13 protein-coding genes are annotated in these 13,969 nt (G+C 37.7%); all 13 read left to right on the forward strand.

Annotation, left to right across the window (positions count from 1 at the left end; genetic code table 11):
- Positions 1-18 precede the first annotated feature (18 nt).
- The 13 genes from IGK91_RS05370 to IGK91_RS05430 all read left to right on the forward strand — a co-directional run bounded on the left by IGK91_RS05370 (position 19) and on the right by IGK91_RS05430 (position 13,836).
- Positions 19-321 (forward strand): DUF1507 family protein, encoded by a 303-nt coding sequence (locus IGK91_RS05370; RefSeq protein ID WP_010719354.1) that lies wholly within the window; start codon positions 19-21, stop codon positions 319-321.
- Between the two features lie 2 nt (positions 322-323).
- On the forward strand, positions 324-1,490 hold the full coding sequence (locus IGK91_RS05375; protein WP_010719353.1) for an FtsW/RodA/SpoVE family cell cycle protein: 1,167 nt from the start codon (positions 324-326) through the stop codon (positions 1,488-1,490).
- A gap of 20 nt (positions 1,491-1,510) precedes the next feature.
- Positions 1,511-4,939 carry a pyruvate carboxylase gene (locus tag IGK91_RS05380; protein ID WP_010737454.1) on the forward strand — a complete coding sequence of 1,143 codons (3,429 nt, stop codon included), beginning with the start codon at positions 1,511-1,513 and terminating at the stop codon, positions 4,937-4,939.
- 13 nt (positions 4,940-4,952) lie between these two features.
- Positions 4,953-6,080, forward strand: a complete 1,128-nt coding sequence (locus tag IGK91_RS05385) for a CAP-associated domain-containing protein (protein ID WP_081123438.1) — start codon at positions 4,953-4,955, stop codon at positions 6,078-6,080.
- On the forward strand, positions 6,067-6,495 hold the full coding sequence (locus IGK91_RS05390; RefSeq protein ID WP_010737456.1) for a YlbF family regulator: 429 nt from the start codon (positions 6,067-6,069) through the stop codon (positions 6,493-6,495). The genes IGK91_RS05385 and IGK91_RS05390 overlap by 14 nt, the downstream gene beginning before the upstream one ends.
- On the forward strand, positions 6,488-6,829 hold the full coding sequence (locus IGK91_RS05395) for a YlbG family protein (protein WP_010719349.1): 342 nt from the start codon (positions 6,488-6,490) through the stop codon (positions 6,827-6,829). The genes IGK91_RS05390 and IGK91_RS05395 overlap by 8 nt, the downstream gene beginning before the upstream one ends.
- Positions 6,830-6,951: 122 nt before the next feature.
- The gene (gene rsmD / locus IGK91_RS05400) at positions 6,952-7,533 is read left to right on the forward strand and encodes a 16S rRNA (guanine(966)-N(2))-methyltransferase RsmD (RefSeq protein ID WP_223603477.1); all 582 of its coding nucleotides are present in this window, start codon (positions 6,952-6,954) and stop codon (positions 7,531-7,533) included.
- Positions 7,530-8,021, forward strand: a complete 492-nt coding sequence (gene coaD, locus IGK91_RS05405) for a pantetheine-phosphate adenylyltransferase (protein WP_010737457.1) — start codon at positions 7,530-7,532, stop codon at positions 8,019-8,021. The genes rsmD and coaD overlap by 4 nt, the downstream gene beginning before the upstream one ends.
- A complete protein-coding gene (locus tag IGK91_RS05410; RefSeq protein ID WP_025480486.1) occupies positions 8,011-9,054 on the forward strand; it encodes a SepM family pheromone-processing serine protease in 1,044 nt (347 codons plus the stop codon). Before coaD ends, IGK91_RS05410 begins: the two co-directional genes overlap by 11 nt.
- 594 nt (positions 9,055-9,648) lie before the next feature.
- A complete protein-coding gene (locus IGK91_RS05415; protein ID WP_010737459.1) occupies positions 9,649-9,936 on the forward strand; it encodes a hypothetical protein in 288 nt (95 codons plus the stop codon).
- Positions 9,937-10,502: 566 nt separating this feature from the next.
- The gene (locus tag IGK91_RS05420; RefSeq protein WP_081125640.1) at positions 10,503-11,198 is read left to right on the forward strand and encodes a helix-hairpin-helix domain-containing protein; all 696 of its coding nucleotides are present in this window, start codon (positions 10,503-10,505) and stop codon (positions 11,196-11,198) included.
- Between the two features lie 18 nt (positions 11,199-11,216).
- A complete protein-coding gene (locus IGK91_RS05425) occupies positions 11,217-11,699 on the forward strand; it encodes a ComE operon protein 2 (RefSeq protein ID WP_010719343.1) in 483 nt (160 codons plus the stop codon).
- Complete coding sequence (locus IGK91_RS05430) at positions 11,692-13,836, forward strand: DNA internalization-related competence protein ComEC/Rec2 (RefSeq protein WP_258924959.1); 2,145 nt, start codon at positions 11,692-11,694, stop codon at positions 13,834-13,836. The genes IGK91_RS05425 and IGK91_RS05430 overlap by 8 nt, the downstream gene beginning before the upstream one ends.
- Positions 13,837-13,969 lie beyond the last annotated feature (133 nt).

Raw genomic sequence — 13,969 nt, forward strand, 5'->3', positions numbered from 1 at the left:
GAATGGGGGTAGGCTTAGATGGATTCTCTATCAAATGAATTTGCAGTTCAAGTGCTTAAAGATGAATCAGAACGAATCAAACGCTTGATCAAAAATCAAAAAAATAGCCTGTGTATCTCACAATGTAAGGCATTTGAAGAAGTAGTAGATACGCAAATGTATGGCTTCTCACAACAAGTCGGATTTGCCGTTCGTGTAGGCATCATCGATAAAACGGAAGGACAATTGTTGCTGAGTGAGCTAGAGCGTGAACTGAACCGATTATATAGTGAGGTTTACCAAGAAAATTACGATAAAAAAGAAATTGGCAAGGAGGAGTAAACTTGCCTAAGAAAGTAAAAAAAAGGCATTTATTAAACTATAGTATTTTGATTCCTTACTTGATTCTATGTATTTTAGGTTTAATCATGGTCTATAGTTCATCATCTTATTTATTGCTAGAAAATGGAAGCAGTCCTTCCGCCTCTTTTTTTAACCAAAGTTTGTTTTGGGGCGTTAGCTTAGTAGCTATTGGACTTTTATATAAAATGAAAACATCCGTATTAAAAAATCAACGACTGATTATGGCAGCTATTGCTGTACTGACGATCTTGCTATTGATCGTTTTATTCTTCGGGAAAGAGATCAATGGAGCGAAAGGATGGCTTCAAATCGCTGGATTCTCTCTCCAGCCAGCTGAATACTTAAAGATCATTGTAATTTGGTACTTAGCATTAACGTTATCTAAAAGACAAAGAAGCGTTCAAAAAGATTTTGTTTCTACTGTTAAAAGACCGTTACTGTTAGTGTTGGCACTAACAGCGCTAGTTGCTATTTTACCCGATTTTGGTAATGCAACTGTCATTTTTTTAATTATCTTAGTCTTACTTTTGGCTAGTGGTATCAACTACGTTTATACGTTGATCGTTGGGGTCGGTGGAGTTGGCTTGAGTGCTTTAGCAATCTGGTTGATCAATATCACCCACGGGAAAATATTTCCCGGACGTTTACAATATATCTATAACCGATTTGCCATTTATCAAAATCCTTTTTCTGATGAGTTGAACAAAGGGCATCAATTAGCTAATGGTTATTATGCGATGTTCAATGGAGGGCTTTTTGGCCGAGGTCTTGGAAATAGTATCCAGAAAAAAGGTTTTTTAAATGAAGCGCAGACGGACTTTATTTATGCCATTGTGGTAGAAGAGTTAGGCGTGATCATGGGGATCTTGATTCTTGCTTTACTGTTTTTCATGATTGTTCGGATCTTTTTGGTGGGGATTCGCTCAAAAGATCCATTTAATTCTCTATTATGTATTGGGATTGGTGCCATGTTCATGATCCAAATATTTATCAATTTGGGAGGGATAACCGGCGTTATTCCATTAACTGGGATCACTTTCCCATTTTTGAGTCAGGGAGGATCTAGTTTATTGATGTTATCCATTTGTGTTGGCTTCGTCTTGAATATCAGTGCAGATGAAAAACGAAAAAGTTTAGGTTTATACTAAAAAGATGTAGGAGTGGTTTGATGGAAAAAGTTTTAGTTGCTAACAGAGGAGAAATTGCTGTACGAGTGTTTCGAGCATGTACAGAATTAGGAATTAAAACTGTAGGTATCTACGCAAAAGAAGATGAGTATTCCGTGCACCGGTTTAAAGCAGATGAAGCATATCTAGTTGGCGAAGGGAAAAAACCGATTGATGCTTACTTAGATATTGAAGGGATTATTGCCATTGCGAAAGCCTGTGGAGCGGATGCGATCCATCCAGGCTATGGGTTGTTATCTGAAAATCTAAGTTTTGCAAAACGATGCAAGGAAGAAGGCATCACTTTTGTAGGACCAGACTTACATCATTTGGATATCTTTGGTGACAAGATCAAAGCAAAAGCAGCAGCTATCGCAGCTGGAATTGCTTCGATTCCTGGGACTGATGGACCGATTGAAAAGGTCGAAGATGCTTTGTCTTTTGCTGAAACGTACGGTTATCCGATCATGATCAAAGCCGCTCTAGGTGGTGGGGGACGAGGAATGCGTGTCGCCCATGATGAAAAAAGCGCTCGAGAAGGCTATGATCGCGCGAAAAGTGAAGCAAAAGCGGCTTTTGGCAGCGATGAAGTGTATGTTGAAAAATATATTGCAAATCCTAAACACATCGAAGTCCAAATTTTGGGCGATAAACATGGAAATGTGATCCATTTATTTGAAAGAGACTGCTCTGTACAAAGACGTCACCAAAAGGTAGTAGAGGTAGCACCTTGTGTCTCCATGTCGACTGAACAACGAGAACGCATCTGTCAAGCAGCCGTTCAATTAATGAAACACGTTGGTTATGTCAATGCTGGGACGGTTGAATTTTTAGTTGAAGGAAATGACTTTTATTTTATCGAAGTCAACCCTCGAGTCCAAGTGGAACATACGATTACAGAGATGATTACCGATGTGGACATCGTGACTACTCAATTATTGATTGCCCAAGGGAAAGATTTACACAGTGAAATTGGTCTGCCGCAACAAGCAGATATCAAACTAAATGGTTCTGCGATTCAATGTCGGATCACTACAGAAGACCCGTTGAATCATTTTCTTCCTGATACAGGGAAAATCGATACTTACCGTTCACCTGGTGGTTTCGGAGTGCGTTTAGATGTCGGTAATGCTTATGCAGGATATGTGGTTACCCCATACTTTGATTCACTTTTAGTCAAAGTTTGTACACATGCAGCAGATTTTGATACGGCAATCCAAAAAATGGAACGTTGCTTAAAAGAATTTCGGATTCGTGGAGTCAAAACCAATATTCCATTTATGTTGAATGTGATTTCCCATCCTGAATTTCAATCAGGAAACGCTAAAACGACATTTATCGATAATACAAAAGAATTGTTTGAGTTCCCTCGTTTACGCGACCGTGGGAATAAAACAATGAAATACATCGGTGAAATTACCGTGAATGGCTTCCCGGGAATCAAAAATGGTGAAAAACCATTTTATGAATCTCCTCGGGTACCGAAAGATTTGATTAAACGCCCAGATTATCTGACAGCAAAAAATGTTTTAGATTCTGATGGTTCGGATGCGTTAGTCCAATGGATCAAATCGCAAGAAAACTTGTTATTGACTGATACGACATTTAGAGATGCTCATCAAAGTTTATTAGCAACTCGTGTTCGTACGAAAGACTTTAAAGAGATTGCTCAATTGACCGGTGAAGGATTACCTGAACTATTCTCAAGTGAGATGTGGGGAGGAGCAACCTTTGACGTCGCTTATCGCTTCTTGAATGAAGATCCTTGGCAAAGATTAAGAAAGATCCGAGCATTGATGCCAAATACGCTGTTACAAATGTTGTTCAGAGGTTCAAATGCAGTCGGTTATTCCAATTATCCGGATAACGTCTTAGTAGAATTTGTGAAAGAAGCAGCGGCTCAAGGAATTGATGTGTTTCGAATCTTTGACAGTTTGAACTGGGTACCGCAAATGGAAAAAAGTATCCAAGCGGTTCGAGACACAGGTAAGATTGCAGAAGCTGCGATCTGCTATACCGGAGATATCAATGATCCTAGTCGTGCAAAATATAATGTCCAATATTACAAGGACATGGCGAAAGAACTAGAACAACTTGGGGCGCATATCATTGCGATCAAAGATATGGCTGGCTTGCTGAAACCACAAGCTGCTTATCGCTTGATCAGTGAATTGAAAGAGACTACTGATCTGCCAATCCACCTTCATACACATGATACGAGTGGAAATGGAATCATTACCTATTCTGCAGCTTCAAAGGCTGGGGTAGATATCGTTGATGTGGCGATGAGTGCGATGAGTGGGAATACAAGTCAACCAAGTATGAGCAGTTTGTATTATGCTTTGGTCAACGGTCCACGGTTGCCAGAGATCAATATTCAAAATGCACAACAATTGAATCATTACTGGGAAGATGTCCGTATGTATTACAAACCATTTGAGAACGGTTTGAATGCACCAGAAACAGAAGTATATATGCATGAAATGCCTGGTGGACAATACTCTAATCTCCAACAACAAGCCAAAGCAGTTGGTTTAGGAAATAAATGGGATGACATCAAACAGATGTACCATACAGTGAACCTGATGTTTGGTGATATCGTGAAAGTTACCCCTTCATCAAAAGTTGTAGGAGACATGGCCTTGTTCATGGTTCAAAATGATTTAACGGAGGAAGATATCTATGAAAAAGGTGAAACACTGAGTTTCCCTGAATCTGTCATTACTTTCTTCCAAGGAGAGCTAGGACAACCGGTTGGAGGATTCCCGGAAAAATTACAAAAGATCATCCTTAAAGGACGAGAAGCGATTACTGAACGTCCTGGAGCTTTAGCTAAACCAGTTGATTTCCAACAAGTCAAAGCAGAATTAGCTGAAAAAATCGGCTATGAACCTAAACAAGAAGAAGTGCTGAGCTATTTGATGTATCCGCAAGTCTTTCTAGATTATCAAGCAGCCTATAATCAATTTGGTGATGTGACATTACTTGATACACCAACATTCTTCCAAGGGATTCGCTTAGGAGAAACGGTGAATGTTCAAATTGAAAAAGGCAAGATTTTGATTATTCGCTTGGATGAAATCGGCGAACCAGATATTGAAGGAAATCGTGTCTTATTCTTTAACTTGAATGGGCAACGTCGTGAAATCACAGTGAACGACCATTCGATCATCAGTACTGTACAAACACGTGTGAAAGCTGAACCAACAAATCGTGAACATATCGGTGCAACGATGTCTGGTTCTGTATTAGATGTATTAGTCAAAAAAGGAGATCATGTCAAAAAAGGCGATACATTGATGATCACGGAAGCAATGAAAATGGAAACGGCAATTGAAGCTCGTTTTGATGGTGAAATTGCGCATGTCTATGTAACAGATGGCGATGCGATCGCTTCTGGTGACTTATTGATTGAAGTAACTGAAAAATAAAGGTGGGAAAAAGATGAAACGGCTAGGGTTATTTGGTGCGATATTGTTATCAGTGATCATTGCATTTTACATGCAGCCGGTGTTGTTTCCTCCTAAACTTGAAGTAAAAAAAAGCTCAGAGCAAATCACTCAAAATCAAATGACTACGTGGAAATACCAGAAGTTGGAAACATCTGGCTTTTCCACGTATGTTGGTCAATCAGTTGATGAATTAGAGCAACGTTTTGGTGATCCCTATGAACGCTTGACGAGTGGGTTTGGTTTTGAAACAAGATATTACCATGATCAAATCAATCACTTATCCTTTGAAGCGAATATCACAAAAGATAAAGTTTCCACGATTAAAGTATTAAATACGGACAACTCAACGATTGCTCCTTTTTACTTAGGGATGACAATGCAAGATCTAACAGAGATCACCACGATCTATACGAATTTTAATTTTCAATACAATGGAACAGATGTCGGGATCGAATTGATGGAAGAAGATATGAATTATCGACCGTTGATTGCGTTTGATAATGATACGTTTGCTATTTTATTCTTCGACCAAAGTAGTAATGGACTGTTTTCGATCGTTTATTTGGATAAAGCTAGTTTGTTGAAACTTCATCCCTATCAAGTATTTGGTTCAGACTTACCGCAATATAAAATAGACGATCAAGTAGATTGGGCTGAAATCAATCAAGCAAAAGAAGGTCATAGTGTTCGATTGTTGAATCAGTTAAGGCAATTGGATCGCTTACCACTTTATAAGCAGACGACCGGTTTTTCTACTCAAACGAAATTGCTTTTAAGTGATTATCTTAATAGACCAGAAGATATTTTGACGAAAGAACGATTAGCAGAATGGCAACAAATAGCGGGTAGTACAAACGCAACTGCTAAGTTTTCATTGACTACTGATGAAATTGATTCGTTAGTCGCAAAAAGAAAGCTTCCCCATTCGACCGGTGTCTTTACACATCCAGTGATTGATCCAACGTTTACATTTTTATTTTTGTATAGTGATCCGTACTATCACGACCGCTTTTTAGTTAACACTTCCGATCTATTAGGAATTGCTTTTTTAAAAGAAAATATGTTAGTCTTAATGCAAGAAGAAGTTAAGGAGAGTACCGATAGCAGTGATAATCAATGAGGAATTATTTGCCTTAGAAGATCAATGTCAGAGCTTATCCGATTGTATCAAAAAAAGCGAGACGATGAAAAAATATTTAAAAGCTAAAAAAGTGATGGAACAATCAGCGGATGTCAATTTATTGATTAATGATTTCTCAATAAAAAAAGAACAGTTTGAAAAAGTTGTTCCTTATCAAAAATATGCACCAGAATTTCGAGAGAAGCAAAGAGCTGTTCGGTTAGCCAAACGCCAACTTGATTTGCATGAAAAAGTAGCGGATTTTCGTTGTATGGAAACACAATTGCAAGATCTATTGGATAAAATTAGCCAACAGTTAGCAGAAACGGTATCGTTGACGATTAAAATTGATGCGGGAAATCCTTTTTTTGAACAAAAGGGGCGTAGTGGATGTGGAGGTAACTGTCATGAATGATGAAAAAAATGAATTTCAACTAACGAAACGACGTGGGTTGATTGTCTGGGTATACAGTTTGAAACAATTAAAAAATTTGAAGAAATTTGGATTGCTTCATTACGTTTCGCGTAAAATGAAATATGTCGTATTGTATTTGAATGAAGACACTTTTGAGCAAACTGCAGAACGAATCAACAAACTTCATTTTGTTCGCAAAGTTGAACGCTCTTATCGTCCAGACGTCGAAATGAACTTTGCTGATAAGATTGGTACGAAGCAACCAGTCAAAGAAGAAGGTTTTGAGATTGAGGAGATCAATACTAAGATTCGTTTAGCAGACCATGTCTTTTAAACCTGTTTTGTGTAAATCATTCATCTCTTAAATAAAAAAGATAAAAATAACTTGAGAAAGCATGAAATTAATGGCGATCCAAGTTTTTTTATCTTTTTTTTTGGTATACTAGTAACAGCACGATTTTTAAAAGGAGTGAGTCAATGCGAGTCATATCAGGAACATATGGTGGACGACGCTTAAAGAGTTTAGCAGGGGCTAATACACGTCCCACCACAGATAAAGTGAAAGAATCGATCTTCAATATGATCGGTCCTTACTTCGACGGAGAAACAGTCTTAGACCTATTTTCTGGTAGTGGCGGGTTAGCTATCGAAGCAGTTTCTCGTGGCTGTGGGCATGCCTTTTGTGTAGACAAAAATTACCAAGCGCTAAAAATAATCCAAGAAAACATTAAAGTAACGAAAGAGCCAGAAAAATTCACCACATTAAAACTTGATGCGGACAAAGCCATCGAAAAGCTGGCAAATGATCAGCAAAAATTTGATTATTTATTTCTTGACCCACCATATGCCAAACAAAAAATTCTTGACCAAATAATCAAAATGACGGAGCTGGACCTTTTTAATGATTCGGCAGTTATTGTATGTGAAACTGATAAAACAGTGGAATTACCAGAAAAGATTGCTGATTTTACGCAAATCAGAAAACAAACGTATGGTATTTCAACTGTGACTATCTACAGAAAAGAGGAAGACCTATGAAAAAAGCCTTGTTTCCAGGCAGCTTTGATCCGTTCACGAATGGGCATTTAGATATGGTCGAACGAGCAGCAAAAATGTTTGATGAGGTCATCATTGGGGTATTTGTGAATACGTCAAAAAAACATCTATTTACCGTTGATGAAAAAGTTACATTGATTACTCAAGCTGTTCGTCATCTTCCGAATGTTAAAGTGTACCATCAGGAAAATCAATTAACAGTCGAGATTGCGAATGAATTAGCTGTTCAAACCATCATTCGTGGTATCCGTAGCGTAAAGGATTTTGAATATGAACGGGATATTGCTCAAATGAATCATCATTTAAATCAAGAAATCGAGACGGTCTTTTTATTGGCTAAACAAGAATATAGTCACGTTAGTTCTAGTTTATTAAAAGAAGTCTTACACTTTGGGGGAGATGTCAGTGACTATCTTCCAACAGTAATCAACGAAGCGTTAGCTGGAAAGCGTGAAAATGATGGACTTTAAAAGATGGTTAAAGACGATTCTTGTCATTTTTTTAGGGATATTTATTATTGGGTTCGTGGTAATTCCACTTCCTTTTTATGTGGAAGCACCAGGAGCAACCATCAATTTGAAAGAGCTGATTACCGTCAATGGGAAAAAGGACAAAGATTCAGGTTCCTTTTCATTAACTTCAGTGGGCATCCGTCGAGCAACTGGTTTTACAGCAGTCAAAGCCAAGCTAGCACCGTTTGAAGATTTGATTAGCGCTGAGGAGTTGACTGGCGGGGCGACTAGCGAAGAATACAATCAAATCCAACAATATTATATGGAGTCTTCCCAAAATGCAGCGATTGAGCAAGCGCTAAAATTGGCAGGGCGCTCTTACCAGATGGAATTTAAAGGTGTTTATGTCATGAGTGTCGAGAAGAATTCCAATTTCTATGGAAAATTAGCAGTTGGTGATACAGTCACAAAAGTTGATGGACAAACCTTTAAAAGTGCAGAAGCATTTATGAAGTATGTCAAAAGTAAAAAAGTCGGCGATACGGTCACGATCACCTATCTCCGAGATGGCAAAGAAAACGAAACTTCAGGTAAATTGATCGAACTGCCAACGGATAATAAAGCAGGGATTGGGATTACTTTAACCGATCATACGAGTATCAAGTCGGATACAGATGTAATGATTAATTCAGGATCAATCGGAGGGCCGTCTGCTGGTTTGATGTTTACCCTGGAAATTTATGAACAATTGACCGGTAAAAATCTTCGTCAAGGGAAAGAAATTGCTGGTACTGGAACGATCAATAGCGACGGTGAAGTTGGGCGAATTGGTGGTATTGATAAAAAAGTGGCTAGTGCAGACAAAGCTGGCGTTGAAATATTCTTTGCACCGGATGATCCAATCTCAGATGAAATCAAGAAGAAACATCCAGAAATCAAAACCAATTACGAAGAAGCCAAAGCTGCTGCGAAAGAATTGAACTCTTCAATGAAAATTGTACCAGTGAAAACCGTACAAGATGCCCTTGATTATTTAGAAAAGATGAACTAAAGATTCATTAGAAATCATTTTGTTTCAACAACATTTTTTTATCGTTGTTCATGAAACGGTTTTTGAACGAATAAATAGACAGACAAAATTTCCTTTAAGATTGATGTTTTCAATGACTCAGCCTTAACGGAAAGCATGTCTGTCTCTTTTTTATAGAGAAACTAAAATGAATAGAAACTAGCCATGAGGGGATCTATGTGTATGAGGTAAGCTTTTTATATTCGTTGGATCAGTAAAGGTAAAGTTATTTTTAATTGCGTCAGTTGATAAAGAGTTTAAACTTATTATGGAAAAATTTTCGGTGAAATGAAAAAATAGGAAATAAAGTGAAGATGTATGTTATAATCGAAGGACAGAAAAATGAATACAGTAAGATGATCAGATCGTTCTAAGTCAGTGTTTTTTTACTGATTCCCTAGTAAAACTACGTTGGCACACAGCTTTTGATTTTTACATTTATCCGATTCATTGGGTATTCTGAAAATAGAGGAAAGAGCTGGAGAATTTTATTCTTGAAATCTATTAAAACCAACTACCACTTTTATTTTGTGATCAAGTCCTGTTTGTTTTTCTAAATTTACTTGGAGAGGATTAATGATGAGAAAAAAAGCGATTGTAATTATAATGATTCAAATGGTGATTTATGTTAGCTCAATCATAGGTGCGTTTATGAATAGAGGAGTTATTACAAATTGGCCTTCTTTACTTTTGTTATTCGGAATATGTATCGGTAATTTTGTGCCAATCGAGTATCGGACTAGTTTCAATTCTACTGATCCTGGGATTATTCTAAAAAATCATACAAGACGGTTAGAAAACATCATTTACATGATCATCACATGTCTCGTAATCGTACTAGTTATCTATCTGGATATGGTATAACGACTAGTTTAGACAATGGAATATTTTGTCCGTAAAAAAATATCTTATAAAATCTATGTAAACTAGCTCACGATTATTCATGAGGAAAAGCGAGTCTTTGACTTATTTAGGATAGTTGAACACTGGGAAAGTTGATATAATCGAGGCGTTGCGTTTTAGTATAGTGAGAATAATTGTACATAGCCGCTAGAGAGACAGTGGCAAAGATATCGGATTTAGGATTACTTAGGTAAGTCGGGTACATGCTCAAAAAAATCAAGGAAGAGCTTCGCTAAGAGTGTGAACTTGAAACTATTTTTAAAAAACGAATAGAAAAATAGATAAACATCAAAGTCAGTAAAAGTGATTTTGATGGTTTTTGCTAGGTAATGAAAAGAGAAATATAGACCCTAGGTCAACGCCTATTCCTGAAATGTTTAAAGGTATGAAAGATTCATTCTTCATAAAATAATTGTCCCAAAAGTAGGTTTATTTTCATGTAGAAAAATGGTTTGACGTATTTAATCATGAAGAGAAAAAACTTCTTCATAATTTAATGAAAGGAAGCCAATCGGAAAATAGTCACAATGAGCGAAGAATGGAAGAACAAACGAAAGCGTTTCTATACTACCAACTTTTCTTCACCAAAATTTGTGATCGGAGGGATCTTTGGCATCATAGGGGTCATCATCCTTGGTGGAATGGTGGTTCATTTTTTCAGTCAATCAAGTAAAAAGGATCAACTATTTTTGACAAACCAATCGATTGAAGCTCCGGAAAAGAACAGTTCTGAAACGAAACCAATTGATGAAACGGTGAGTACATCGACTAGGTCAGTGATTTATGTCGATGTGAAAGGAGCGGTGAAACAACCTGGAATGTACGCTTTTGTGGCAGAAGATCGGGTCTTTGATGTTATTCAAAAAGCAGGTGGGCTGACGGAATCAGCTGACGAGAAACAGATCAACTTTGCAGCAAAAATAACGGATCAACAAATGCTGTACGTTCCTGAAGTAGGAGAAGAAATTCCAGAAAGCTCAAATGCTAGTCTAGCGACGCTAGATTCAGTGGACACAAACCCAGATCGAGTGCATCTTAATACTGCTGATCTTTCGCAATTGCAACAAATACCGGGGATCGGTGAAAAAAAAGCCCGAGAAATTATTCAGTATAGACAAGATAATGGATCGTTCAAAAGTATTGACGAGCTTCAAGAAATAGACGGAATTGGTCAGAAGACAGTTGAAAAAATCAAAAACTTCGTTACAATTACTATAGAATAAACGATAGAGGTGGCTAATATGAGCAATGAACGGATTCCTTGGGACCAATATTTTATGGCTCAAGCAGTATTATTATCATTGAGAAGTACTTGTACACGATTAGAAGTCGGCGCAACTTTAGTAAGAGAAAAACGGATCATTGCTGGAGGCTACAATGGCGCTGTTAGCGGGGATGTTCATTGCATTGATGAAGGCTGTTATATCGTCGATGGTCATTGCTTGCGAACGATCCATGCGGAAATGAATGCTTTATTACAATGTGCAAAACTAGGCATACCTACGGAGGGCGCAGAGATTTACGTGACTCATTTCCCTTGTTTAGCTTGTACAAAAGCCTTATTACAAGCAGGAATCAAAAAAATCAACTATTTACATGATTATCGAAATGATCCGTATGCACAATCATTGATCGAACAATTAGGTGCAACTGTTCATCAAGTATCATTGGATTCTACTCACTTTTCTAAACTCCAAAAAGAATTATCAGGAGAACATGTTTAGTAGATTTTGTGATCAAGCACAGAATCGATTCATTTTTCCAGCGATTTCTTCGATTTTTATTTGTTTGTTTTATTATACAGACAGATGGCATTATCGTTTGATTTTCGCTGGATTTTTTTTGTTTTTTTTACGGAAAGAAAATAAACAAATTATTGGTTTAAGTCTCATTTGTAGTACGCTGGTTTTATTTTCTTGCTGGCTTAAAGAAACAAAACCAATCGATGATCAAAGGACGTTGGAACGTATCATGGTCGCCTCAGACACAGTGAAAATGAATGGAGATTTAGTGACTTTTATTGGGCACACAACGGACAAGCAAAAGATTTCTTGCAGCTATTATGCCAAATCTGAACAAGAAAGAAATTCTTTTCTTGTTCTTAGACATGAAGCGATTGAATTAATTGTAGTCGGGGATTACCAAGAAACTTCCAAACAAAGGAATCCTTGTGGGTTTGATCAAAAAAAGTATGACCAAATACATCGGATCAAAGGACGATTTCAGATACGCCAGATCAAAGAACATTTGAATCGTAATGCTTGGCAGAATATGCTGAGCAGAACACGAGGAAGGTCTATTACGTTTATTCAAGAACACTTTAGTCACAAGGTGAGTGTCTATATGAATGCTTTGATCTTTGGCTATAAAGATAGTCAGTTTTTAGCATCAGAAGACACATATAAAGAAACTGGCTTACTTCATTTATTCAGTTTGTCAGGCATGCACATCCAAACTTACTTAGGTTGGCTCTATTATCTGTTTCGCAGAGGAGGGATGACATTAACTGCTAGTTATCTCCCACTAGTTGGGGGGACTTTGGGGTATTTTAGCTTATCTGGGGGCTCTGTGTCAGTGAAAAGAGCGGGGCTGTCATTCTTATTGAAATTAGGGCTAAAACTCCTCAATGTCAAATTTTCTTCTTTCGATCATTATTCGATTATTTTATGGATACTTTTGCTGATCGAGCCGCTTTGTCTTTTCCAAGTAGAGGGCCAGCTAAGTTTAGGAATGAGCTTCTTCTTTCTTTTGTTGTCTCGCCCGACCACTAAGTTTCAAAAGTTCACTACTATCGTGTTATTTAGTATCGGCATCATGCCACTGACAGCTTGGCATTTTTATGAGTGGCCACTATTAGGTAGTATGTTGACTCTTCTTTTTGCTCCTGTTTTTAAGAAAGTATTTCTTCCTTGTTTGACGTTTTTATTTGTTTTTGGCAGGGTATTACCTCCAAGTGTTAGCGAGTTGCTTGATTCTTATTTAGTCCATTTCGAGAGATTACTAGATTCGTTGAGATTTGCCAATCTAGTGATTGGGCGACCGAATGGCTGGTTGTTAATATTTAGTTTAGGCTTTCTTTTATGGCTTATAGAGAAAAAACAACATAAACCTTGTCAATGCGTGACCGCTGCACTCCTTGTGCCCATTATTCTCATTTTTGGTCGTTTTCTTCAATTCGGAAGTAGTATCACTTTCAACGACGTAGGGCAAGGAGACAGTATTCTTTTTAAAGCGCCGTTTTTAAAAGAAATCGTTATGATTGATACTGGTGGAAAATTGAGTTTTCAAAAAGAAGTTTGGCAAGAGCGAAGGGTTAGACCACCTGCAGAGTTCAATCTTGTCCCATTTTTAAAAGGAAATGGCATCCGACACATCAATAAACTGATATTAACGCATGACGATATCGATCATGTGGGAGAAATCACGACATTAGCAAAACATTTCAAGATCGATACGATTTATATTGGTTGGGGAGCTGGCAAAAGCACCTGGCTCCATACGCAGTTGCAGAAATTGGAAAAAGCAGGAACTACTATTTGTGAAGTCAGGCAGGGTGATTGGATCAAAGGTTATTTTGATTTTTTTGTGTTGTCTCCGATTACCCAGGGGAAGGGGGAGAATGAAGATTCAATTGGCTTGTCAGTGACTCATCAATCCTGTCGTTTTCTCTTTTTAGGTGATTTAGATCAGCATGCAGAAGAAAAGATCGGAAACGCTTATCCAGATTTAAAAGCGGATGTGATCAAATTAGGACATCATGGCAGCCGCACATCTAGTCATCCACAGTTCATTTCGCAATTAGAAGCAACCTATGGTGTTTTATCCTGTGGCGTGAATAATTTTATTTGGTCATCCTCATGAAGACGTACTAGCGACGTTAAAGCAGAATAAAGTCACTCCTTTGCGTACCGACCGTCAAGGCGCAATTACTTTTAAATGGCATCCCTTTTGGTATCCAAACGGAAAGATCCACACAATGATAGACTAGCAATTC

This window comes from Enterococcus sp. DIV1208, assembly GCF_050530455.1.
In the GTDB taxonomy this organism is placed as follows: domain Bacteria; phylum Bacillota; class Bacilli; order Lactobacillales; family Enterococcaceae; genus Enterococcus_B; species Enterococcus_B hirae.